This is a genomic window from Streptomyces sp. bgisy100 (genome assembly GCF_057709105.1).
In genome coordinates this window covers 1-23,688 of the sequence record NZ_JBYITE010000060.1, presented here as the reverse complement: position 1 = coordinate 23,688, position 23,688 = coordinate 1, and the positions used below count along the sequence as shown (strand labels likewise).

Here is a 23,688-nt window from a genome sequence, read left to right as displayed (position 1 = left end):
GTATGCGCGCATGGAGTTCTGTCATCCCTGGTCGTTGCGGTGCGAAGAGGGGGTGCGGAGCGCTTCCGGCGCGTGGTCGTGGTGCTGGCCCCCGTGGCGGAGGCCGGAGGCGGGCCGGGTGGCCTCGATGGCCTCGCGCAGCACCTGCCGGTCGTCGAAGGGGCGTACCACCCCGGCGAGGTCCTGGCCCTGCTCGTGGCCCTTGCCGGCGACGAGGACGGTGTCGCCCGGCTCGGCGCGGGCGACCGCGGCGGCGATCGCGGCGGCGCGGTCCGGCTCGACGACGACGTCGCCGCGCTCGTGCGCGGGGACCTCGGCGGCGCCGGCCAGCATCGCCGCGAGGATCGCCAGCGGGTCCTCGGAGCGGGGGTTGTCGGAGGTCAGGACGGCCGTGTCGGAGAGCCGGGCGCAGGCGGCGCCCATCGGGCCGCGCTTCTGGATGTCGCGGTCGCCGCCGCAGCCGAGGACGATGTGGATCCGGCCCTCGGTGACCTTGCGCAGGGCGCGCAGGACGGATTCGACGGCGTCGGTCTTGTGGGCGTAGTCCACGACGGCGAGGTACGGCTGCCCGGCGTCGACCCGCTCCAGCCGGCCCGGGACGCCGGGCACGGCGGCGACGCCGTCGGCCGCGGTCTGCGGGTCGATGCCGGCGACGACGAGGGCGGTGATCGCCGCGAGGGCGTTGGCGACGTTGAACGGGCCGGGCAGCGGGGCCTCGGCGCGTACGGACTCGCCCTTGGGGCCGAGCACGGTGAAGGTCGAGCCGAGCGGGCCGACCTCGACGTCCGCGGCCCGCCAGTCGGCGTCGGGGTGGCCCTCGGCGGAGAAGGTGGTGACGGGGACCTCGGAGATCTCCACCAGGCGCTTGCCGTACTCGTCGTCGAGGTTGACGACGCCGGCGCGGCTGCGGCGGGCGGTGAACAGCTGGGCCTTCGCCTGGAAGTAGTCCTCCATGCCGGAGTGGAACTCCATGTGCTCCGGGCTGAGGTTGTTGAAGAGGGCGACGTCGAAGACCGTGCCGTCGACCCGGCCGAGGACCAGGGCGTGGCTGGAGACCTCCATGGCGACGGCGCCGACGCCGCGCTCGCGCATCACGGCGAAGAGGGCCTGGAGGTCGGTGGCCTCGGGGGTGGTGCGCTCGCTCTTGAGCCGCTCGTCACCGATCCGGGACTCGACGGTCCCGATCAGGCCGGTGAGCTTCCCGCGGCCCTCCGCGGGGGAGCCCGCCCCGGAAGCGGCCCGGAGGCCGCCCTCGACGAGGTACGCGGTGGTGGTCTTGCCGGAGGTTCCGGTGATCCCGATCTGGAGCAGGTCGTGGCCCGGCTCGCCGTAGATCGCGGCGGCCAGGGCGCCCATCCGGGCCCGCGGCTGGTCGACCACGAGGACGGGCAGGCCGGTGGCGGCGGCGCGGTCGGCGCCGTCCGGGTCGGTGAGGATCGCGGCGGCCTGGAGGTCGGCGGCCTGGGCCGCGAAGTCGGCGCCGTGGAAACGGGCGCCGGGCAGGGCGGCGTAGATGTCGCCGGGGCGCACCGCCCGGGAGTCGTGGGTGATGCCCGTGACCGTCGTCCCGGATTCATCGGGCGTCCTGGTGCCCAGCTGATCCGCCAGGGCCGCGAGCGGGGTCGGGCGGACCTGGTCCGGTCGGGGCGCTCCCGGGTAGGTCACGGGAACATCTTGCGGCGTGTGGGGCTGATCAGCATGTGGCACGGCGGTGAGCGTACCGGGCGTACCGGGCCTGCGGCGAAATGAGGGGGGCATTGGGGGAGGCGGTCCGTCCGGGGGTGGCGGTCGGTGGCGGGCGGCGGCGCGGGACGGGGTGTCCTGCGGCGCGGGGTCGGGGGCGGTGGTCATCGAAAGGATCCGGTCATCCGCCGGGGCGGTATTCGACCGGAAGCCGGGCGGGGCGTTCTCCGGTCGGCGGGACCTGCAAGGTCTTCAGCGCGAACTCCATGACCTGCTTGTACACCGGGCCGCAGACCTGGCCGCCGAAGTAGCTTCCGCTGGTCGGGTTCTGCACGGCGCAGTAGACGGTGATCCGCGGCTTGTCGGCGGGGGCGAAGCCCGCGAAGGAGGCGGTGTAGCCCCGGTAGCGGCCGGTCTCGGGGTCCACCCGGTTGGAGGTACCGGTCTTGCCGGCGACGCGGTAGCCGGGGATGCGGGCCTTGGTGCCGGTGCCCTGCTCGTCGTCGACGACCGACTCCAGCATGCGGGCGAGCGTCTTCGCCGTCCCCGGGCTGACGACCCGGGTCCGCTCGGGCGCCGGGGCGCGGGTGAAGCGGCCGTCCGGCCCGCGGCTGCCGCGGACGAGGGACGGCTCGATCCGTTCGCCGCCGTTGGCGATGGTGGAGTACACCGAGGCGGCCTGGACGGCGTTGAGCGAGAGCCCCTGGCCGAACGGGATCGTGTACTGCTGCGAGGAGCTCCAGTCGCCCGGTTTGGCCAGAATGCCCGGTGTCTCGCCGGGGAAGTTCAGGCCGGTCGGCCGTCCGATGCCGAATTGCCGCAGGTAGGAGTGGAGGACCTGGTTGGCCTTGCGGTGCGTCCGGCCGAGCTGTTCGACGGAGAGGATGGTGCCGATGTTGCTGGACTTGGCCAGCACCCCGTTGAGGGTCAGGTCCCAGGTGGGGTGGTCGATGTCGTCGGCGAACAGCCGGTCGGCCCGGTGCAGCCGGTTCGGGACCGTGACCCGGGTCCCGGCGGTCGCCACCCCCTCCTCCAGCACCGCGGCCATGGACATGACCTTGCTGGTGCTGCCGGGTTCGTACGCGTCCTGGAGGGCGGCGTTGCCGAGGGCCCCCCGGGCCGTGGAGAGGTCGTTGGGGTCGAATCCGGGGGCGTTGGCCATGGCCAGGATCTCGCCGGTGCGGGTGTCCTGGGCGATCACGTAGCCGCGGTCCGCACCCGAGGTCCGCACCTGCTCGCTGATCGCCTTCTGGGCGGCCCACTGGATGTCCCGGTCGATGGTCAGCTCGACATCGGAGCCGGGGACGGCGGGCTGCTCGTGGGAGCCCACGGTGGGCACCTGACGGCCGCCGGACTGGGCGTAGGTGACCTTGCCGCTCTTTCCGGCCAGCCGCTTGTCCAGCTGGGCCTCGAGCCCGCCGCCGCCCTTGCCCTCGGCGTTGACGAAGCCCAGTATCCCGGCGGCGAGGTCCTTGTTGGGGTAGATCCGCTTGCTGTGCGGCTCCTGGAAGACCCCGGCGAGGACGTTGCCGCCCTTGCCCTGGGCGGCCTTCTCGGCGAAGGCGTTCTTGAGGTCCTTGATCTGGTTCCAGACCTGCGGCGGCTGCCGGCGGGCCAGCAGGACGTAGCGGGTGTCGGGGGCGGAGAGCTTCCGGGCGAGTTCGTCCTCGTCCCGGTCGAGGATCGGCGCGAGGAGGGCCGCCGCCTGCCGGGGGGCGTCCTTGGCCTTGCTCTGCTCCGGGGTGAAGCGGAAGGGGTCGGCGGTGATGTCGTACGCGTCGACGGTGGCGGCGAGGGCCACCCCGGTGCGGTCGGTGATCGACCCGCGCTCGGCGGCGAGGGTGTGGGTCACATAGCGGTTGACGTCGGCCTTGGCCGCGTAGGTGCTCGCGTCCACGGCCTGCACCTGGAGGAGCCGGACCACGAACGCCAGCATCACGACGGTGAGGCCGAGGCCGATCAGCCGCAGCCGCGGCCGGGGCCGGGCGAGGCGGATCCGCTGCGGGCGGGCCGCGGGGCGCGGACGGCGGGCGTCACCGCGCGGCGCGGAGGGGCGGGGGACACGGCGCCGCGGGGGCTCCTGGGGCGGGGTCATGCGAGGGCCTCCGAGGGGTGCGTCTCGGGACGGGGGCGCCGTGTCACCGGGCGCGGCGGAGGGGTCACGGTGCCGGGGCGAGCCGGGGCGCGTACCCCGCCGAGGCGGGCGACGGTACACCGCGGGCCGTGCCGTCCGGGTTCAGGAACGCCGGGCTTCCGCCGGGCACCAGCCCCAGTTCCCGCGCCCGCTTCTCCAGGGCGTCCGGCGCGGAGTGGGCGTCGACCTCCTGCTGCAGGGCCTGCTGCTGGTCCGTCAGGTCGGTGGTCTCCTTCTTCAGCCGGCTCAGCCGGAAGGAGCCCTGGTTCAGCGAGGCGTTGAGCAGCAGCAGCGAGATCAGGCCACCCGCGAGGAGGACCACGACGAGCACGACGAACGGCGTCCGGGCGGCCGGGCCGGAGCGGGCCGGCACCAGGTGTGCCAGCCGCGCTGCCCTGCCGCGGACGGCCCGTTTCACGCCACGTCCTCCCGGATGCGCTGGGCGCCGCGGAGCCGCGCCGGGGCGGCCCGCCGGTTCTCGGCGACCTCTTCCTCCGTGGGCAGCTCGGCGCCGCGGGTGAGGAGCTTCAGCCGGGGCTGGTAGCGCTCGGGGACGATCGGCAGGCCGGGGGGCGCGGTGGTGGTGGCGCCTTCCGCGAACACCTGCTTGACCAGCCGGTCCTCCAGCGAGTGGTAGGAGAGGACGGCGATCCGTCCGTCGACGGCGAGCCGGGAGACGGCGGCGGGAATGGACTCCTCCAGGACCGACAGTTCGCCGTTGACCTCGATGCGCAGCGCCTGGAAGGTGCGCTTGGCCGGGTTGCCGCCGGTGCGCTTGGCGGCCTGCGGGAGGGCGTTGCGGATCAGTTCCACCAGGCGGGCGCTGTTGCTGAAGGGTTCCTTCTCGCGCTCGCGGACGACCGCTTCCACGATCTTGCGGGCGAACTTCTCCTCGCCGTAGGTGCGCAGGACGCGGACCAGTTCGCCGGGCGGGTAGGTGTTGAGGACCTCGGCGGCGCTGATGCCGGTGCTCTGGTCCATCCGCATGTCGAGCGGGGCGTCCTGGGCGTAGGCGAAGCCCCGGTCGGCCTCGTCCAGCTGCATCGAGGAGACGCCGAGGTCGAACAGGACGCCCTGGACGCGCGGGACGCCGAGGCGGTCGAGGACGTCGGGCAGCTCGTCGTAGACGGCGTGCACCAGGGTGGCCCGGTCCCCGAAGGGCTCGAGGCGCTCGCCGGCCAGTTTCAGGGCGACCGGGTCGCGGTCGAGGGCGATGAGCCGGGCCGCGGGGAAGGTGCCGAGCAGGGCTTCGCTGTGGCCGCCGAGCCCGAGCGTGCAGTCGACGACGACCGCGCCGGGCTGGGCGAGAGCTGGGGCCAACAGGTCCAGGCACCGCTGGAGCATCACCGGGACATGTCGGGTCTCGCTCATGCGCCCCTCTCAGGTCCGGCGCGCGCCGGGCGTACGCACCGCCGGGTCCCCGCCCGCTCAGAAGGGGAAGTGGCCTGCTGGCGCCGGGGAAGGGGCGTCAGCCCGCCGGGAGCGGGAGGAGGCCGAGCCGTGCGTACGCGCAGCGCACGCGGGGTTTTCAGTTCCGAGGGGAGCCTCACGCCTCCCACTTCGCGTCACTTTAGTCCACTCGTCCCCTCGGTCAACCAACGGGCCTGCGCGCCGGGAAACTGTTCGTCACCCGTTCGGCCGCAGGCTTCTCGCCCCTGTGGGTTACCTCACAGCACGGGTGCGTTGGCCTCGTTATGCCCGACCTCACCGAGGGCCGTCCGCGGGAAGGCGGGCTAACGTCGGCACCATGTCGACATCTGCACCTCAGCCCGCCGCCGACCGCCCCGCCGACAACGGCACCGCCGGCGACTCGGTCATCGACCGCCTCGTCGAGGCCAACCGGACCTACGCGGCCGGCTTCACCGACCCGGGGATGGACGCCCGCCCGGTCCTGAACGTCGCCGTGGTCGCCTGCATGGACGCCCGTATCGACCTGCACGCGGCGCTCGGCCTGCGGCTGGGCGACTGCCACACCATCCGCAACGCGGGCGGGGTGGTCACGGACGACACCATCCGTTCCCTCACCATCAGCCAGCGGGCGCTCGGCACCCGCCACGTCATACTCGTCCACCACACCGGCTGCGGCCTGGAGAGCCTCACCGAGGAGTTCCGGCACGACCTGGAGATGGAGGTCGGACAGCGGCCCGGGTGGGCGGTGGAGTCCTTCCGCGACGTCGACCAGGACGTCCGGCAGTCCCTGGAGCGCGTCCGCACCTCCCCCTTCCTGCTCCACACGGACGACGTCCGGGGCTTCGTCTTCGATGTCGGCACCGGCCTGCTGCGGGAAATCGACCCCCGTCCGTGATCACTTGAGTGATCATCTCCGTATGTATCCGCGTGACCGCGCCGGTGGCGACACCGGGGCCGGGAACGACGGGACGGCGATCACCGGGCAAGCCGGTCACTCCTGACGAAACGGCCGCGGTTATCCACAGCCGAGTGACGTAAAGGCGTACGGGCATGAAGAATGCCTGGTGTGACACCGAACCGGTTCCTGTCGGACGCGGTGCGCATTTTCGGGGTGGACCGGGTCCGTTGAGGAGGCTCCGGTCCGACAGGACGGGCCGAGGAGGGCCGGGTGACCACCTATGACGATCGAGCGAGCCTCACGGATCTGACGTCCGCTGCGGAGCGGGTGCGCGGGTCGGTGGAGAGCGTGATCGAGGGCAAGCCGGACGTCGTACGGCTCTCGCTGACCGTGCTGCTCGCCGAGGGGCATCTGCTGATCGAGGATGTGCCGGGCGTGGGCAAGACCATGCTCGCCAAGGCGCTCGCCCGGTCGATGGACTGCTCGGTCCGGCGCATCCAGTTCACCCCCGACCTGCTGCCCTCGGACATCACCGGCGTGAGCATCTTCGACCAGCAGCAGCGGGAGTTCGAGTTCAAGCCCGGGGCGATCTTCGCGCAGATCGTCATCGGGGACGAGATCAACCGGGCCTCCCCCAAGACCCAGTCGGCGCTGCTGGAGTCGCTGGAGGAGCGCCAGGTCACGGTGGACGGGCAGACCTACGAGCTGCCCAGCCCCTTCATGGTGGTCGCCACCCAGAACCCGGTGGAGATGGAGGGCACCTACCCGCTCCCGGAGGCCCAGCGGGACCGCTTCATGGCCCGGGTGTCGATCGGCTATCCGAGCGCGGAGGCCGAGCTGCAGATGCTGGACGTCCACGGCGGGGTCTCACCGCTGGACGACCTGCAGCCGGTGGCGCACGCCCACGAGATCGTGAAGCTGGTGGATGCGGTCCGCAGCGTCCATGTCGCCGAACCGGTGCGGCGCTATGTGGTGGATCTGGTGGCGGCCACGCGCACCCACCCCGACCTGCGGCTGGGCGCGTCACCGCGGGCCACCCTGCACCTGCTGCGGGCGGCCAAGGCCGCGGCGGCGCTGGGCGGCCGGGACTTCGTGCTCCCGGACGACGTGCAGGGACTGGCCGTGGCGGTGCTGGCGCACCGGCTGCTGCCGACGCCGCAGGCCCAGCTGAACCGGCGCACCGCCGAGCAGATCGTCGCGGAGATCCTGCAGCGGACCCCGCTGCCCGACCCGTACGGCCACCAGGCGCCCGGCGCGCGGAGGCTGTGATGACCTCCGCGCCCGAGCCGTCGGCGGGCGACGAGGACGGGGGCGGTCTCCGGGGCGCGCTCTCCGGGCTGACGACGCGCGGGCGGTCCTTCCTGGCGGCGGGTGTCGCGGCGGCGGTCTGCGCCTACGTGCTGGGCCAGCCGGACCTGCTGCGGGTGGGGCTGCTGCTGGCGGTGCTGCCGCTGGTGGCGGTGACCGTGCTGTTCCGCACCCGGTACCGGGTGGCGGGCAGCAGGCGGCTGTCCCCCGGACGGGTGCCGGCCGGCTCGGAGTCCCGGGTCTATCTGCGGGTCGACAACGTCTCGAAGCTGCCGACCGGGCTGCTGATGCTCCAGGACCGGGTGCCGTACGTGCTGGGGCCACGGCCCCGGTTCGTGCTGGACCGGGTGGAGGCCGGGGGCCGGCGCGAGGTCTCGTACCGGGTGCGGTCCGACCTCCGTGGCCGCTATCCCCTCGGGCCGCTCCAGCTGCGGCTGAGCGACCCGTTCGGAATGTGCGAGCTCACCCGGGCGTTCAGCGCGCACGACACGCTGACCGTGGTCCCGCGGGTGGAGGCGCTGCCCGCGGTCCGGATCGCGGGCGACGCCTCGGGGTTCGGCGACGGCCGGCACCGTTCGCTGGCGCTGGCCGGTGAGGACGACGTGATCCCGCGCGGCTACCGCACCGGTGACGATCTGCGCCGGGTGCACTGGCGCTCCACTGCCCGGTACGGCGAGCTGATGGTGCGCCGCGAGGAGCAGCCGCAGCGGTCGGGCTGCACGGTGCTGCTCGACACCCGGCGCGGCGCGCACCGGGGCGCGGGGCCGGACTCGCCGTTCGAGTGGGCGGTGTCGGGCGCCGCGTCGGTGGCGATGCACCTGCTGGAGCAGGGGTTCTCGGTCCGGCTGCTCACCGACTGCGGCAGCGCGGTGCCGGGCCCGGAGGGGTCCGGCGGGGACAGCTCCGCGGCGGCCGGGCTGCTGCTGGAGACGCTCGCGGTGGTGGAGACCTCCGAGGAGGAGAGCTTCTCCCGGGCGTACGACGTGCTGCGCGGCGGCAGCGAAGGGCTGCTGGTGGCCTTCCTCGGCAGCCTCGACGACGAGCAGGCCGCGGTGGTGGCCCGGATGCGGGCCCGCACGGGGTCCGCGGTCGCGTTCGTCCTGGACGACGCCGCCTGGGCCCGGGAGAGTCGGCCGGCCGGCCGGGGGTCCTTCCGTCACCGGCAGCAGCTGTTGCGCGAGGCGGGCTGGACGGTGCTGGCCGTCTCGCCGGGGGACACCCTGCCCGAGCTGTGGCACCGGGCGGACGGGCAGCGGACGAGCGAGGGGGCGCCGGTGGGCGGTCTCACGGGGAGCGGGGCATGAGCGGACGGGGACGGCTGACGATCTGCGCGGCGCTGGCCACGCTGCTGGCGGCGGGTTCGCTGCTGCCGCTGGTCGAGCCGACCGGATGGATCCTCCAGGCCGCGTTCCTGCTGGCCGTCGTCTCCGGAGTCGGGGCGCTGACCCGCCGGGTGCCGCTCGCCAGGCCGCTGACGGTCGCGGCGCAGGCCCTGGTGGCGCTGCTGCTGCTCACGGTGGCCTTCGCCCGCGGGCAGGCCCTGGCCGGTGTGCTGCCGGGGCCGGACGCGTTCCGGGAGTTCGGACAGCTGCTCGCCGAGGGCGCCGACGACGTGGGGCAGTACGCCATACCGGCTCCGGTCACCGGGGGCATCCGGCTGTTGCTGATCGGCGGGGTGCTGGTCATCGGCTTGACCGTGGACGCGCTGGCGGTGACGTACCGCAGCGCCGCGCCCGCCGGACTGCCGCTGCTCGCCCTGTACTCCGTCGCGGCCGGGCTGTCCCAGGGCGGGGCGCGCTGGCTGTGGTTCCTGCTGGCGGCCGCCGGGTACCTGCTGCTTCTGCTCGCCGAGGGCCGGGACCGGCTGTCCCAGTGGGGGCGGGTGTTCGGCGGGGCGCCCCGGGGGCCGAGCCGGCTCGGAGCGGGGCTGGAGCCGGCCGGCGGCCGGCCCGGCGCGCCGGTGCGGTCGGGGCGGCGGATCGGCGCGGTGGCCCTGGGCATCGCCCTGGTGGTGCCGGCCGCCCTGCCGTCGCTGGGCGGCGGTCTGCTGGGCGGGCAGGGGCGCGGTGGTGAGACCGGACCGGGCGGCGGCACGATCTCCGCCGTGAACCCGCTGGTGTCGCTGCAGAACAGCCTGAACCAGCCGGAGGACCGGGAGGTCCTGTCCTACCGCACCAGCGCCGACTCCACGCAGGACATGTATCTGCGGATCGTCGCCCTCGACCACTTCGACGGCAGTTCCTGGAAGCCCTCGGAGCGGCGGGTCGGCGATGTGCCGTCGCCGCTGCCCGCCCCGCAGGGGCTGGCGCCGGGAGTGCGGACCAGCACGGTCCGGACCAACCTGGTGGCCGCGGACTGGTACAAGCAGAACTGGCTTCCGCTCCCCTACCCCGCCACCGAGGTGCGGCTCGGCGGACGGTGGCGGTACGAGCCGGAGGGCCGCACGCTGGTCGGCGACCGGGGGCAGACGACCCGCGGGGCGAAGTACCAGGTGTCGAGCCTGCTCGTGGAGCCGACGGCGGAGCAGCTGGCGCAGGCCGGGCCGCCGCCGGCGGAGCTGCTGGAGGAGTACACGAAGGTCCCGGACTCGCTGCCGGGCATGGTGGGGCGCAAGGCCCGCGCCGTGACCTCGGGCGCCTCCAACCCGTACGAGAAGGCCGTCCGGCTCCAGGACTGGTTCGCCTCGAAGGGCGGGTTCACCTACGACACGCAGGTCGCGGCGGGCAGCGGTTCGGAGGCCATCGCCCGCTTCCTGAAGCAGAAGCAGGGCTTCTGCGTGCACTTCTCGTTCTCGATGGCGGCGATGGCCCGGACGCTGGGCATCCCGTCGCGGGTGGCGGTGGGCTTCACGCCGGGCTCCTCGGGCGCCGACGGGTCGATGTCCGTGGGGTTGAAGGACGCCCACGCCTGGCCGGAGCTGTACTTCGAGGGCATCGGCTGGACCCGCTTCGAGCCCACGCCGACCCGGGGCACCGTGCCCGACTACGCCATCGAGGAGGCCCCGTCCGGCGGAGCCTCCGAACCGGCGGAGCCGCAGCCCAGCACGACATCGGCGCCTTCGGCCGAGCCGACGCCCTCGGACAGCTGCCCGCCGGAGATGAAGAAGCTCGACGGCGGCTGCGGCGCACCCGTTCAGCAGACGGGCGGCGGTCCCACGGACCGTGGTCTGCCGCTGGGCACCATCCTCTCGACCACGGCCCTGGGACTCCTGGTCCTGGGCCTGCCCGCGCTGCCGCTGTTGTGGCGAGTGCGGGTCCGGCGACGGCGGCTTTCCGAGCCGGGCGGGGGCGGGACCACCCGGGACGGACACTCCAGTCCGGGCGAGCCGACGGGACCGGGCTCCGGTCCGGGTGAGCGGACACTGGCCGCCTGGCGTGAGCTCATCGACTCGGGATGGGACTACGGCATCGTGCCGGACGACTCGCAGACACCGCGTCAGGCCTCGGCCCGGATCGCCCGGCAGGGCGGTCTGGACACCGCGGCGACCGAGTCGGCGCACCGGGTGGCGGCGGCGGTGGAGCAGGTGCTGTACGCACCGGCGCCCCGTCCTGCCGCCGGGCTGGCGGCCGATGTGCGCCGGGTCCGGGACGGGCTGCACTCGGCCGCGGGCCGGAGCACCCGGCTGCGGGCCCTGCTCGCTCCGCGGTCGGCGGCCCGGGTGGCGTGGGCCTTCTCCCGGTGGCGGTCGGCGCAGGTCGCGCGGTGGAGCGCCCGATGGGGCGTGGACCGCTGGGCGGAGACCCTGCGGCGCGCCGTCCCCGGCCGCCAGCGAGGGTGAGGACACCGGCCGGTGACGCCCGCCCGACGGCGGCGTGAGGATGCCGGCGGGTGAGGCCCGCCCAGCGGCGGCGTGAGGATGCCGGCCGGGGTGCGCGCCCGGCGGCATGAGGACACCGGCCAGGGCGCGCGCCCGGCGGCGTGAGGATGCGGGCCGGTGCCCGTTCCGTGACACAGTCCCCCGAACCCGAGCCGGGGAGCACGCGGAGCCCCGGAGCGGACGGGGTGTGTCCGGCGTCGGGCGTGCTCCTGAGGCTGGGGCGTGGCGGCGTCCCCCGGACATCGGGGCGGGCAGCGGGCGAGCGGGTTGGTGGGCGGCGATCGCCTCGGCGTGGCTCTGCGGGACGCTGCTGGGGCTCTGCGGGACGCTGGTGGGGCTCTGCGGAGATCTGCTGAGATCTGTCCGGACCCCGTACTCCGTACCCCGTGCCCCGGGCTCGCGCAGAGGCGTTCCGGTCAGGTCGGCAATCGGCAGGAGCCTCGTAACAGCGGGGGTTGCCCGGACTCGGTTTCCAGAAGCCGGGCAGGTTTCCCAGGAACCGGAATGGGTTTCCCCGGAGTCAGGTCAGGATTCCCTCCGAGAGAAACGGCTCGGGCAAGGCAGCGGAGCCGCGGGGCAGACCTCTCCGCCACCAGGCAGTCATCCGGCGACGCGGAACCGGCATCCTGCGGAGGGCAGGCGTCTCCACGACGCTGCCGACGGGGGCTTGGGTGCGCTCGTGGCGTACCGAGCGGAGGACGGAGCGGAGAACCGGCCGTGGGACGCGATGTTGTCGGCGCCGGTCGGTCGACCGGCGCCACGACGTCCGTCAGTGGCCCTGCTCGTCGCGGCGGCGCTGCCACCGCTGCTCGATACGGTTCATCACCGACCGGCGCTGGCGGGTCTGACGGCGCTGAGCGCCACCGCCACCCTGGCCGCCTGCTGCCGCACCCTGCTCACCCGGCTTGGGGGCCTTGCGCCAACCGGTCACCGCGAGCACTGCGCACCCGAGCATGACGAGAAATCCCACCACGCTGACCCAGATCTGCTGCGCGACCATTCCGGCCATGAGGAGCGCGATACCCACCAGGAAGCCCGCGACCGCCTGGTAGACCCGTCGCCGGGTGTACGTACGCAGCCCGCTTCCCTCAAGCGCTGTCGCGAACTTGGGATCTTCTGCGTACAGCGCTCGCTCCATTTGCTCGAGCATTCGCTGCTCGTGCTCCGAGAGCGGCACGGAGTCCTCCTACTCGTCGGTCGCGGGGGGCGACCGGGGTGCGACGCTTTCAGGATAGGCAGGGATTCGCCCCCGTGAAACCCGCCCCTCTGCGCCAATTCGCCATTCCGGGCCGCCCTGGCGTCACAGGTGGTGGGACGTGCATTCCCTGGCCTCCCGTCCGTCATGCCGGACCGTGTCCCCCGATCATACGGGGCCATGCGGCTGATCGGGTGGCGTGTGGCCCACTGCACGCAACCGCGTGCGCTGCGTGTGCGATACGAGCGCGGCGGCGGGGCGACCGGCGGGGGCCGGACACTCCTGCCCACGACGCGGGTTGCGTTGGAGTCCCGTCCCCGGATGCACCAGTCGGATTCCGGCCATATCGCCGGGCGCATACGGGGAGCCCGACGCCGCCCGTCCGGGCAGGCGACGCGGACGGCTGAAAGTCTCCGCGGGCAAGCGAGACCCCCACGACAGCGCGCCAGGCCGACGCCCTTGTGTCCGCCTACGGGGCGGGCCGAGCCGGAGCGGAAGGACGGGGCGCGGTGCGGAAGGACGGAGTGCGGTGCGGGCCCGACCGGAGCGGGGACCGAAGGCAGTGGTCGGACCCCGCCGACCCGGCACCAGCCCCCACCGGACAACCGGCCCGACAGCCCAGCCCAGCCCGACAACCCGGGCAGAGCCCGGGCCAGGCGTGTCAGCTCGCCTCGCGCTCCCCCAGCACATGCAGCTGGGTGGCCACCGAGCGGAACGCCGGGAGTTCGGCCGCCGCCTCCTCCAGCTTGAGCAGCGCCTCGACCGCGCCGGGCTCGGTGTCGACCAGGACGCCCGGCACGAGGTCCGCGAAGACCCGGACTCCGTGCACCGCCCCGACGGCCAGCCCGGTCGCGGAGACCAGGTCGGTCAGCTGGTCGGTGGTGAACCGGCGCGGAACCGGGTCGCCCTCGCCCCAGCGGCCCTCGGGGTCGGAGAGGGCGTGCCGGGCCTCGGTGAAGTGCCCGGCGAGCGCCCGGGCCAGCACCGCGCCGCCCAGGCCCGCCGCGAGCAGGCTGAGGGTGCCGGACGGGCGGAGGGCGGCCACGGCGTTCCGCACGCCCTCGGCCGGGTCGTCCATGTACTCCACGACCCCGTGGCAGAGCACGGCGTCGTAGGCGCTGCGCTCGACGACGTCGAACAGGCCGTGGGCGTCGCCCTGGACGCCGCGCACCCGGTCGGCGACCCCGGCCTCCGCGGCCCGCCGCTCCAGGGCGAACAGCGCGTTGGGGCTGGGGTCGACCACGGTCACCCGGTGGCCGAGCAGCGCGACCGGCACCGCGAAGTTGCCGGTGCCGCCGCCGGTGTCGAGGACGTCGAGGGTTTCCCGGCCCGCGGCCTTCACCCTGCGGTCCAGGGCTTCCTGGAGCACCTCCCAGACCACTGCGGTACGGAGAGAGGCGCGGGGACGCATCGGGTCGGACACAGCGGGTGGCTCCTCGGCGCGGGACCGCCGCGGACGGCGGGAAAGCGAACTGGTGCAAGCGGCTCCCACCCTATTGCCTCCCGAGGTCATCCCGCGTCCGGCCGGGCCCCCGCCCGCGGATGCGGCAGGGCGGGCCGGAGGGCGAGCAGCCGCTCGACGATGCGGAGGAACATCCCGGCGTCCCGTATCAGGTCGTCCGCGTCCCGGCGGCCGGCGGCGTCCCGGATGCCCGCCTCGGCCCGGGCACGGCGGGCGGCGCCGGAGGCGAACAGCATGCTCCACTCGGTGAGTTCGGGCGCCACCTCGGGCAGCACCTCCCAGGCGCTGCGGATGCGCTGCCGGCGGCGCGCCGTCTCCTCGGGGCGGCCGCGCACGGCGAGCACGGCCGCCGCGGTGCGCAGGGCCGCCAGATGTGCGGTGGCGTAGCGCTCGTTCGGCATCTCCAGCTCCCGGGCCTCCGCCAGGCCCTGCCGCGCCTGGGACAGCAGGCCGAGGGCCTCGGGCGGCGCCGTGGCGCGCCGCACCACGGGATGGACGTCCACGGCCGGCCCCACCGATGCGGAACCGGGGCGGCCGGAGCGCCGCCGCCCCGGTACGGGACGGCGGGCGGCAGCTCCTTCATGGGCACCGCCTCCGCGGGCACCGCCTTCGGGGGCGTCACCTCCGCGGGCACCGCCTTCGGGGGCACTGCCTTCGGACGGGGCGGTCGGGCGACGGGCGGGCGTACGAGCCATGGCGAACCTCCTGTCGTCGCGAACGGCTGCATGCCGTATGCCCACATCGTCCGGCCACCCACTGACAATCCGCTCTGAGCTGCGGATTCTCCCGTTGTGGACCCCGAGTTGAGGTGCGCTCGAGGTATGGGCCATACTTTTGCACTGACCAGTCAGTTCAAAAGGGGAGGGTTCGTGGACAGCACCCCGCACGGGGCGGCAGTCACGGCCGTGGGGCTCGGCCTCGAAGGCCCCCGCGGCTGGGCGTTCCGGGATATCGACATCACTGCCGAACCGGGCGCGCTCATCGCCGTGGAGGGGCCTTCGGGTACGGGCCGTACCTGTCTGCTGCTCGCACTCACCGGACGTATGCGTGCCACTGCCGGCCACGCCGACATCGCCGGTCTGCGACTGCCGAAGAAGATGGCCGCGGTGCGCGGGATCAGCGCGCTCGGCCCGGTTGCGGGCGTATCGGAGCTCGATCCCGCACTGACGGTCGCCGAGCATCTGCGGGAGCGGGCGCTGCTGCAGCGCCGGTTCAGCGGTTCGCTGCGCGAGCTGCTGCGCCCCCGCGCGGAGCGCGCGGCCGAGGGCCGCCGCCGGATCGACGCGGCGCTGCGGACCGCCGGACTGGACCTCGAGTCGCTGCCCAAGGGCCCCCGGACGGCCGTCCGGGACCTGGAGCGGCTGGAGGTCCTGCGGATGTCCGTGGCCCTGGCACTGATGAACCGTCCGCGCCTGCTGGCCGTGGACGACACCGACCTGAAGCTCTCGGACGCCGAGCGCGAGCAGGCGTGGGCGATGCTCCGGGACGTGGCGGGCGACGGCACGACCGTCCTGGCCGTGTGCAGCGAGGCGCCGGAGGACGCGCTGGTCGTCTCCACGGGCCGCGGCGAGCGGCCCGCCGGGCGGGACGCGGCGCCGGACGGCGCGGGGAAGAGCACCTTCCGCTCCGAGCGGGTCGGCAAGCGGAAGGCGAAGCCCACCGCGACGGCCGACGGGCGGACGGGCGAGGACGCCTCGCGGCCCGAGGGCCGGACAGCGGACCTGACCAAGGACCGGCCCAAGGACCTGACCAAGGACCGGGCCGAGGACCGGGCGTCGTCGGCAGGTGACGGGGCTCAGGGCGCCCCGCGGAAGGGCGCGGCGAAGAAGACCGCGAAGAAGGCCGCCGAGCAGGACGGACCGGCCTCCCCGGCCCGTACCGAGAAGCCGACCCGTACCGAGGAGCCGGCCGCCACCGAGGACCGCGCCACCACCGAGTACCGGGCCGCCGCCGAGGACACCGGCCGGACACCGGCACAGACCGCCGACGAACCGGGCGAGGACCGGCCGGCCGAGGCGCAACCGACCAGGAACGAGAAGGAAGAGGGGGCGGCCGATGCGCTCGCCGAAACTGGCCGCGCTTGAGCTGAAGCGGTTCGGCAGGGGGAAGCTCCCGCGGGCGGCGCTCGTCGCCCTGCTGCTCCTGCCGCTGCTCTACGGGGCGCTCTACCTGTGGTCCTTCTGGGATCCGTACGGCCACCTGGAGAAGATCCCGGTCGCCCTGGTGAACAGCGACCGGGGTGCCACCGCGAAGGGCGAGAAGGTCACCGCGGGCCACGACATCGTCGACGGGCTGCGCGACAGCAACACCTTCGAGTGGCACGAGGTGAGCCCGGCGGAGGCGAAGAAGGGTGTCGAGGAGGGGAGGTACTACCTCTCCATGACGGTGCCCGGCGACTTCAGCAAGCGGGTCGTCTCCAGCTCCGGCGAGCACCCGGAGACCGGCGCCCTGCAGGTGCGCACCAACGACTCGAACAACTACATCGTCGGCCAGATATCCCGCAGCGTCTTCTCCGAGGTGCGGCGGGCGGCCTCGACCAAGTCCTCACGCAGCTTCCTCGACAAGATCTTCGTGGCCTTCTCGGACATCCACGGGAAGACCGTGAAGGCCGCCAAGGGCGCCGACAAGCTCGACGGCGGCATCGGCAAGGCCAAGAAGGGCTCCGGGGACCTGGCCCGGGGCCTGGCCGACGCCAAGAAGGGCAGCGCGTCCCTCAAGGAGGGCCTCGCCAAGATCGACGTCAACACGGGCCGGCTGGAAGAGGGGTCCGGCAAGGTCGCCGACGGCACCCAGCAGTTCGCCGACAAGGCACAGCGGGTCAAGGCGGTCGAGCCGTTCCTCAAGGAGCACGGAGCCGAGATCGGCCGGTACTCCCGGATCGTCGCCGACGCCTCCCTCACCATCCGCGGCCGGCTCGACGAGCTGCCCTCCCCGACCACGACCCAGAAGGTCGCCGAGGACAGCCGCGAGGCCGCCGACTACCTGGCCCAGGACTACGAGAAGCGGTGCACGAGCGCCCTGCTGCCGGAGACGTCCTGCGCGAACCTCAAGAAGGCCGCGGACGCGGCCGAGAAGGCGGCGAAGGCCGCGGCGGCGGTCGACAAGCTGGTGCAGAACAAGAACGGTGAGCTGGACAAGCTCAGCCGGGACCTGAACACCATTCACGACATCGCCGACCAGCTCGCGGACCGGGCCCCGACGCTCTGGAAGGACATCGACAGCGGCGTCAAGCAGGTCAACGCCCTCAACGCCGGAGCCCACAAGGTCTCCCGGGGTCTGGACGCCCTGCACACCGGAACGGGCAAGGCCCGCAACGGCATCGACGAGCTGGACACCGGTATCGGCAAGCTGTCCACCGGCGCCAACTCGCTCAACGGCGGCATGTTCAAGCTCGCCGACGGCTCCGGGAAGCTCGCCGGCGGCCTGCACGACGGCGCGGAGCAGATCCCGGACTACGGCAAGAAGGAGCGGGACGCCCGTACCGAGGTGATGGCCGACCCGGTTCGGCTCGCCTCGAACTCGATGCACAAGGCGCCGAACTACGGCACCGGCTTCGCCCCGTACTTCATCCCGCTGTCGCTGTGGGTGGGTGCGATGGTCGCCTACATGCTGATCCAGCCGCTGAACCGGCGGGCCCTCGCCGCGGGCGCCTCCGCCTGGCGGATCGCGCTGGCCGGCTGGCTGCCGGTCGCCGTCCTCGGCATCGCACAGATGGGCGCCCTGATGGCCGTACTGCACTGGGGCCTGGGTCTGGAGATGGCCCGCGCGGGCGGCACCATCGGCTTCCTGGCGCTGGTCACGGTCTGCTTCGCGGCCATCGTGCAGTGGCTCAACGCACGCTTCGGGCCCGCGGGCCGGATCCTGGTGCTGGCACTGCTGATGCTCCAGCTCACCTCGGCCGGCGGTACGTACCCGGTGCAGACCAGCCCCGGCTTCTTCAACGCCATCCACCCGTTCCTGCCGATGACCTACGTCGTGGAGGGCCTGCGCCGGCTCATCACCGGCGGCGGGCTGGACCAGGTCTGGCTGGGCTCGGCCGTGCTGGCCGCCTACACCGTGGGGGCGCTCGCGCTCACCGCGTGGTCGGCCCGCCGCAAGCAGGTCTGGACGCTGGACCGGCTCCACCCGGAGCTGAGCCTGTGAGCGGGGTCGCCGCTCCCGCGGGCGGCATCCCGAGGAGAATCGTGGGCATGGACACCAGCACCCGCCGCCAGGCGACGCGTACCAAGCTCTACGAGGCGGCCGTCACCCTGATCGCCGAGAAGGGCTTCTCCGCCACCACGGTGGACGAGATCGCCGAACGCGCCGGGGTCGCGAAGGGCACGGTCTACTACAACTTCGCGAGCAAGACCGAACTCTTCGAGGAACTGCTGCGGCACGGCGTGGGGCTGCTCACCACGTCGTTGCAGCGTGCGGCGGACGAGACCGCTGCACTCGGCGGCAGCCGGGTGGACGCCCTGGACGCGATGATCCGCGCCGGGCTGGGCTTCATCGAGCGCTACCCGTCGTTCACCCAGCTGTACGTGGCGGAGCTGTGGCGCACCAACCGGGCCTGGCAGTCCACCCTGATGGTGGTCCGGCAGCAGGTCGTCGCGGTGGTGGAGAACGTCCTGCGGGAGGCCGTGGAGCAGGGTGAGCTGACCGAGGAGATCGATGTGCAGCTCACCGCCGCCGCGCTGGTCGGCATGGTGCTGGTGGCCGCGCTGGACTGGCAGGCGTTCCAGCCGGAGCGGTCGCTGGACGATGTGCACGCCGCGCTCACCCGGCTCTTCCAGGGCAGGCTGAGCCGGGACTGACTCCCGGCCGCGGGCCGGTCCCCGGGGTTGCTCCGGTGCTGCGAGGCGCCGGAGCGACCCCGGCGGCGCATCTGCCGCCGGCGGCGGTCCGGCGCCGGCCGGCCGAACACAGAAATGCACAGAAATGCGCTGTCCGTCGCGGCTCGATCCCCCCGAGCCGCGACGGACAGCGCTTCCCCCGTCGTCCCCCGTGTCCCCCTTCCGGTGAAGCGCCTCGTTCCCCCCGTGACGCTCCCCGTACGGCCGGGGTGCCGCGCCGTTCCGCCGCCCCGTGTCGGCGGTGCCGGCGCCGCGCCCCTTCCGTGGCCTCCACTCTTCCGTCCGGAGGGGCCGCGGCCCATCCGCGCCGCTACTCATCTCCCGTCCTGAGTACGGGTACTCAGGGCTGCGCACTCCTGCCCAGAGATCCGCGGGAGCCCTCCTCCGGGCCGGGGCAGGGCTGTCGGTGGCGGCGGATAAGGTCTGGTCCATGGCACGGATTGCGGTGATCGGCGCCGGGACGGGCGCGATGGCAGCCGCCGCCCGGCTGGCCGTGGCAGGCCACCGGGTGACGGTGTACGAGCGCACGGAGACCTTCGGCGGTGGCGTGCGGCGCCTGGAGCGGGACGGCTTCGGGTTCGACACCGGGCCCGGTCTGCTCCGGCTGCCCGCGGTGTACCGCGATCTGTTCGTCAAGACGGGCAAGGAACCGCTGGAGAGTTGCGTCCGGCTCACCCAGGTGGATCCGGCGAGCCGGCACCTCTTTCCCGACGGGACCTCGGTGGCGCTGCCCAACGCCTCCCGGGCAGGGGTCGTCGAGGCGCTGGACACCGCCCTCGGCGCCGGTGCGGGCGAGCGCTGGAGCGACCTGATCAACCGCGCCCGGGACGTCTGGGACGCGACACGCAGGCCGCTGCTGGAGGAGCCGTTGTGGCAGGACTGGCAGGTCCTGGGCCGCGACCCGTATCCGGCGGTGCGGCGGCGCGGGCTGTTCGGGCGCGGCAAGCGGCCGGACACCCTGGCCACGGTCGCCCGGCGCGAGCTGCGCGACCCACGGCTGGTGGCTCTGCTGGAGAGCCACGCGCTGGCGCACGGCTTCGACCCGGTGTCCGCGCCCCCGAGCGCGACGGTGCTGCCGTACATCGAGCAGACCTTCGGCTGCTGGTACGCCGAGGGCGGCATGCGGGCCCTGGCGGAGGCGCTGTACGAGCGCTGCCGGGCCCGCGGGGTGGAGTTCGTGTTCGGCGCGGGCGTCATCGGCATCCCGGAAAAGGACGGCCGGGCGGCGGGCGTGGAGCTGGCGGACGGCAGCGTGGCGGAGGCGGACCAGGTGGTCGCCGGAGTGGACCCGTCGCTGCCGGCTCAGCTGCTCGACGGGTCCGCGGGGTCACCGTGGCGGGGCCGGGCCCTGTGGCAGGAGGGCGACAAGCAGCCGGACCCGGCTGCCCGGGCCCGGGTGCCGGGCCGGCTGACGGTCTGTCTGGCCCTGCGGGGCGCCCGCCCGGGCGGGGTGGCCCACCGGACGGTGATCCACTCGGCCGACCGCGGCGAGGAGCTGGGCTGGCTCTTCGATCCGGAGCCCACGCTCCAGGAGAGCCTCTGCGAGTTCCCGACGGTCACCGTGCTGCGGCCGGACGACCGCTCCCTGGTGCCCGACGCGGAGCACGAGGCGGTGACGCTGTCCGTCACGGTGCCGCCGCACGGGCCGGTGGACTGGCGGGACGACACCACGGTCCGGCACAGTGCCGACCGGGTCGTGGCGATCGCCGAGGCCGCGATACCGGGCCTGCGGGAGCGGACGCTCTGGCGGGAGGTGCGCACGCCGGCCGACACGGCCGCGCAGACCGGCGCGGAGGGCGGTTCGGTGCCGGGCCCGGTACTGGCCGGGGCCGGGGGGCAGCAGCTGCGCCCGGCGAACACCACCCGGATTCCCGGGCTCCATCTGGTGGGCGGCTGGTCGCACCCCGGTGGCGGGCTCGCTCACGCCGGGATGTCGGGGGCGCTGGTCGCCGGGCTCATCGTGGAAGGGGCCGACTGGCGCGGCTCCCAGTGACGGCCGCGGGCGGCGGCCGGACGGCCGTCGTCCGGCCCGGTCCGGGCGCCTGAACCGACCGGGCACGGCCGATGGTGCAGCCGACGGTGGGCCGGGGCACGGCCGTCGGTGCGGTCGGTGGCCAGCAGCCGACGGCCGCCAGTCGGCGGTCGGCGGTCGTCAGTCGGCGGTCGACAGCCGACGGTCAGTAGCGGTACTCGCCGTAGCCGGGCTGGTAACCCTGCTGGTAGTACGCCTGCTCGTCCTGTTCGGGAGTGGCCTGGCCGTCCTCGCGCTGCTGCGGGACCCACACGCCGCCGGGCGGGGTCTCGGGGTGCGGCTGCTGTCCGGCCGCCGCGTACGGGTCGGCGTACTGGCCCGTGCCGTAGTCGTACTGCTGCTGGCCGCCGTAGCCGCCGTACGGGTCGTAGCCCTGGGGGGCACCCGCCGCGCCGTAGGGGTCGGAGTAGGCGGCGTACTGCGCGTTCCCGTAGTCGTACTGCGCCGCGTAGGCGCCCTGGTCGGGCTGGGGGTTCTGGCCGTAGTCGCCGTAGGTTGCGTAGGGGCTCTGCGGCTCCGCTCCGTACCCCGGCTCCTGGTAGGCCGTGGCGCCGTAACCGGGGGCTCCGGCGGTGAAGACGGACTCGTCGTAGCCGGCGTCCCCGGCGTAGGACTCCCGGCCGTAGGACTCCCGGCCGTAGGGGTTGGCCTCGCTGCCGTAGATGCCGTACTGGCCGGTTTCCTCGGGTATCGGCTGCGGCTGGTGGACCTCCGGGGAGCCCTGCTCCTCGTGGCCGTCCACCGCCTGGAGGTCCGAGACCTCCAGGGTGGGCTCCGCGGAGGGGGCATCGTCCTTGGTCCGGCCGAAGCGGCCGAGCCCCTTGAGGGCCCAGCCCCGTGAGAAGCCGCTGCGGAACGACAGCGTGACGTAGGTCTGCCCGATCGCGAAGGCGATGGCGCCCACCGCGATCACGAGCACCGACGGCATCAGCACGCCGATCACCACGCCGAGGAACCCGACGAAGGCCAGCAGCCGCCAGCGCAGACGCGCCTTGTACTGCAGCAGCACCTCACCGAGCAGCCACAGCGCAACGATGCCGAACGCGATGTAGAGGATCGTCCAGCCCATTACCGCCCCGATTCCGCCGCTTCCCGGCCGTCAGGACTGCTGATGCAGCCCCAGATTCTCGTAGATTTCCAGCGTCGCCGTGGAGTGATTCAGGGTAATGAAGTGCAGCCCGGGAATGTCCTCGGACATCAGCCGCGCGCACAGCTCCGTGGCGTACTCGATCCCCAAGGAGCGTACAGCCGCTGGATCGTCCTTGACCGCCAGGATGCGGTCGGCCAGCTCCGGAGGGAACGCGGCATTGCTGAGCTGGGCGAACCGCTCGATCTGCCGGACGTTGGTGACCGGCATGATCTCCGGAATGATCGGGGTGGCGCAGCCCGCCGCCGCGACCCGGTCGCGCAGCCGGAGGTAGTCCTCCGCGTAGAAGAACATCTGGGTGATCGCGAAGTCCGCTCCGGCCCGGCACTTGTCCACGAAGTGCCGGACGTCGCTGTCCCAGTCCGTCGAGCGCGGGTGCATCTCCGGGAAGGCCGCGACGCCGACGCAGAAGTCGCCCGACTCCTTGATCAGCCGCACCAGGTCGGCCGCGTACTCCACCCCGTCGGGGTGCCGCACCCACTCCCCCATCGGGTCGCCGGGCGGGTCGCCGCGGAGCGCGAGCATGTTGCGGATCCCGGCGTCGGCGTAGTGCCCGATGACGTTGCGCAGCTCCGCGAGCGAGTGGTTCACCGCGGTCAGATGGGCCACCGGGGTGAGGGTGGTGTCGGTGGCGATCCGTGCGGTGGCCCGCACGGTGCCCTCACGGGAGGAGCCCCCCGCGCCGTAGGTCACGGAGACGAAGGTCGGCGAGACCGCCTCGATTCTGCGGATGGCGTTCCACAGCGTGCGCTCGCCCTTCTCGGTCTTGGGTGCGGCGAACTCGAACGAAAAGGACCGCTTGCCCGAGGCAAGCAGGTCGCGGACCGTTTGTGCGCGATCCGTGCGGGTGGAAGCAGTGCCGAGGGCCATACCGGCAGGTTATCCATCGGCCGGGCCGAGCCCCAATCAAAGCCGACGATATGACCGATTCGCTACGCTCCCGTCCACATGCTGGGCCGGTGACGCGCACTGACCACGTCGGTCACACGGCGCGTTCACCCACCGGTCGCGTTCTCTCACCCGTTGCGTTCATCCATCCGGCGGCCTTCGCCCAGTCGCCGGCCTTGCTCACCCGCAGCGGTCGCTCACCCGCAGCCGTCGCCCACGTGGCGCGTTCGCTCACGCGTCGCGGGCGCGCACCCGCTTGGCGAGGTCGGCGGCGGCCGCCCCCGGGTCGTCCGCCTCGGTGATCGCGCGGACCACGACGACCCGCCGGGCCCCGGCGTCCAGTACCTCGTCGAGGTTGGACGCGTCGATGCCGCCGATCGCGAACCACGGCCGTGCGGGGCGCAGCGAGGCGGCGTAGCGGACGAGCGGCAGGCCGGGCGCGGTACGGCCCGGTTTGGTCGGGGTCGGCCAGCAGGGGCCGGTGCAGAAGTAGTCGACGCCGGGCTCGTCGGCGGCGGCCGCCACCTCCGCCTCGGCGTGGGTGGAGCGCCCGATCAGCACGGAGTCGCCGAGGACGGCGCGGGCGGCGGGCACGGGCAGATCGCCCTGGCCCAGGTGGAGGACGTCGGAGCCGATGGCGTGCGCGACATCGGCCCGGTCGTTCACCGCGAGGAGCTTGCCGTGCCGCCGGCAGGCGTCCCGGAACACCTCCAGGTGTTCCAGCTCCTCGCGGGCCTCCATGCCCTTGTCGCGCAGCTGGACGATGTCCACGCCGGAGGCGAGCACCGCGTCGAGGAACTCCGGGAGGTCGCCCTGGCGCTTGCGGGCGTCGGTGCACAGATAGAGCCGGGCACCTTCGAGCTGCGTCACGGCGGTGGT

17 protein-coding genes and 1 pseudogene are annotated in these 23,688 nt (G+C 73.6%); 8 read left to right on the top strand and 10 right to left on the bottom strand.

Annotation, left to right across the window (positions count from 1 at the left end; genetic code table 11):
- Positions 1 to 21 precede the first annotated feature (21 nt).
- From AC3EQ1_RS28120 to rsmH, 4 genes are all read right to left on the bottom strand, one after another.
- Complete coding sequence (locus AC3EQ1_RS28120; protein ID WP_432097136.1) at positions 22 to 1,758, bottom strand: UDP-N-acetylmuramoyl-L-alanyl-D-glutamate--2,6-diaminopimelate ligase; 1,737 nt, start codon at positions 1,756 to 1,758, stop codon at positions 22 to 24.
- Positions 1,759 to 1,864: 106 nt separating this feature from the next.
- Entirely contained in the window at positions 1,865 to 3,778 is a 1,914-nt protein-coding gene (locus AC3EQ1_RS28115; RefSeq protein ID WP_432097135.1) for a peptidoglycan D,D-transpeptidase FtsI family protein, read from the bottom strand.
- Between the two features lie 64 nt (positions 3,779 to 3,842).
- Positions 3,843 to 4,235, bottom strand: a complete 393-nt coding sequence (gene ftsL, locus AC3EQ1_RS28110) for a cell division protein FtsL (protein ID WP_432097134.1) — start codon at positions 4,233 to 4,235, stop codon at positions 3,843 to 3,845.
- Entirely contained in the window at positions 4,232 to 5,188 is a 957-nt protein-coding gene (gene rsmH / locus AC3EQ1_RS28105; RefSeq protein WP_432097133.1) for a 16S rRNA (cytosine(1402)-N(4))-methyltransferase RsmH, read from the bottom strand. The genes ftsL and rsmH overlap by 4 nt, the downstream gene beginning before the upstream one ends.
- A gap of 376 nt (positions 5,189 to 5,564) precedes the next feature.
- Between rsmH and AC3EQ1_RS28100 the strand changes: the two genes are divergently transcribed.
- The 4 genes from AC3EQ1_RS28100 (at position 5,565) to AC3EQ1_RS28085 (ending at position 11,211) form a co-directional block, all read left to right on the top strand.
- The gene (locus tag AC3EQ1_RS28100) at positions 5,565 to 6,122 is read left to right on the top strand and encodes a beta-class carbonic anhydrase (RefSeq protein WP_432097132.1); all 558 of its coding nucleotides are present in this window, start codon (positions 5,565 to 5,567) and stop codon (positions 6,120 to 6,122) included.
- A gap of 273 nt (positions 6,123 to 6,395) precedes the next feature.
- Positions 6,396 to 7,394, top strand: coding sequence for an AAA family ATPase (locus AC3EQ1_RS28095; RefSeq protein ID WP_432097131.1), 999 nt, complete (start codon positions 6,396 to 6,398; stop codon positions 7,392 to 7,394).
- The gene (locus AC3EQ1_RS28090; protein ID WP_432097130.1) at positions 7,394 to 8,737 is read left to right on the top strand and encodes a DUF58 domain-containing protein; all 1,344 of its coding nucleotides are present in this window, start codon (positions 7,394 to 7,396) and stop codon (positions 8,735 to 8,737) included. Before AC3EQ1_RS28095 ends, AC3EQ1_RS28090 begins: the two co-directional genes overlap by 1 nt.
- On the top strand, positions 8,734 to 11,211 hold the full coding sequence (locus AC3EQ1_RS28085) for a transglutaminase TgpA family protein (RefSeq protein ID WP_432097129.1): 2,478 nt from the start codon (positions 8,734 to 8,736) through the stop codon (positions 11,209 to 11,211). Before AC3EQ1_RS28090 ends, AC3EQ1_RS28085 begins: the two co-directional genes overlap by 4 nt.
- 808 nt (positions 11,212 to 12,019) lie before the next feature.
- On the opposite strand, the gene AC3EQ1_RS28080 is transcribed toward AC3EQ1_RS28085, so the two are convergent.
- The 3 genes from AC3EQ1_RS28080 to AC3EQ1_RS28070 all read right to left on the bottom strand — a co-directional run bounded on the left by AC3EQ1_RS28080 (position 12,020) and on the right by AC3EQ1_RS28070 (position 14,410).
- The gene (locus AC3EQ1_RS28080; RefSeq protein ID WP_432097128.1) at positions 12,020 to 12,427 is read right to left on the bottom strand and encodes a DUF3040 domain-containing protein; all 408 of its coding nucleotides are present in this window, start codon (positions 12,425 to 12,427) and stop codon (positions 12,020 to 12,022) included.
- A gap of 679 nt (positions 12,428 to 13,106) precedes the next feature.
- Entirely contained in the window at positions 13,107 to 13,868 is a 762-nt protein-coding gene (locus AC3EQ1_RS28075; RefSeq protein ID WP_432097127.1) for a methyltransferase, read from the bottom strand.
- A gap of 86 nt (positions 13,869 to 13,954) precedes the next feature.
- Complete coding sequence (locus tag AC3EQ1_RS28070; RefSeq protein WP_432097126.1) at positions 13,955 to 14,410, bottom strand: SAV_6107 family HEPN domain-containing protein; 456 nt, start codon at positions 14,408 to 14,410, stop codon at positions 13,955 to 13,957.
- Positions 14,411 to 14,728: 318 nt separating this feature from the next.
- Here AC3EQ1_RS28070 and AC3EQ1_RS28065 point away from each other — a divergent pair.
- From AC3EQ1_RS28065 to AC3EQ1_RS28050, 4 genes and pseudogenes are all read left to right on the top strand, one after another.
- Positions 14,729 to 15,514, top strand: a pseudogene (locus AC3EQ1_RS28065) (ATP-binding cassette domain-containing protein); the annotation flags it as partial.
- A 448-nt stretch (positions 15,515 to 15,962) separates the two neighbouring features.
- Positions 15,963 to 18,050 carry a YhgE/Pip family protein gene (locus AC3EQ1_RS28060; protein WP_432097125.1) on the top strand — a complete coding sequence of 696 codons (2,088 nt, stop codon included), beginning with the start codon at positions 15,963 to 15,965 and terminating at the stop codon, positions 18,048 to 18,050.
- A gap of 47 nt (positions 18,051 to 18,097) precedes the next feature.
- Entirely contained in the window at positions 18,098 to 18,703 is a 606-nt protein-coding gene (locus AC3EQ1_RS28055) for a TetR/AcrR family transcriptional regulator (RefSeq protein WP_432097124.1), read from the top strand.
- A 469-nt stretch (positions 18,704 to 19,172) separates the two neighbouring features.
- Positions 19,173 to 20,735, top strand: a complete 1,563-nt coding sequence (locus AC3EQ1_RS28050; protein ID WP_432097123.1) for a phytoene desaturase family protein — start codon at positions 19,173 to 19,175, stop codon at positions 20,733 to 20,735.
- Positions 20,736 to 20,919: 184 nt separating this feature from the next.
- Here AC3EQ1_RS28050 and AC3EQ1_RS28045 read toward each other — a convergent pair whose 3' ends face one another.
- The 3 genes from AC3EQ1_RS28045 to thiE form a co-directional block, all read right to left on the bottom strand.
- Positions 20,920 to 21,843 carry a hypothetical protein gene (locus tag AC3EQ1_RS28045; RefSeq protein ID WP_432097122.1) on the bottom strand — a complete coding sequence of 308 codons (924 nt, stop codon included), beginning with the start codon at positions 21,841 to 21,843 and terminating at the stop codon, positions 20,920 to 20,922.
- Between the two features lie 30 nt (positions 21,844 to 21,873).
- Positions 21,874 to 22,791 carry a methylenetetrahydrofolate reductase [NAD(P)H] gene (gene metF / locus AC3EQ1_RS28040; protein ID WP_432097121.1) on the bottom strand — a complete coding sequence of 306 codons (918 nt, stop codon included), beginning with the start codon at positions 22,789 to 22,791 and terminating at the stop codon, positions 21,874 to 21,876.
- Between the two features lie 249 nt (positions 22,792 to 23,040).
- The gene (thiE, locus tag AC3EQ1_RS28035) at positions 23,041 to 23,679 is read right to left on the bottom strand and encodes a thiamine phosphate synthase (RefSeq protein WP_432097145.1); all 639 of its coding nucleotides are present in this window, start codon (positions 23,677 to 23,679) and stop codon (positions 23,041 to 23,043) included.
- Positions 23,680 to 23,688: the final 9 nt, after the last annotated feature.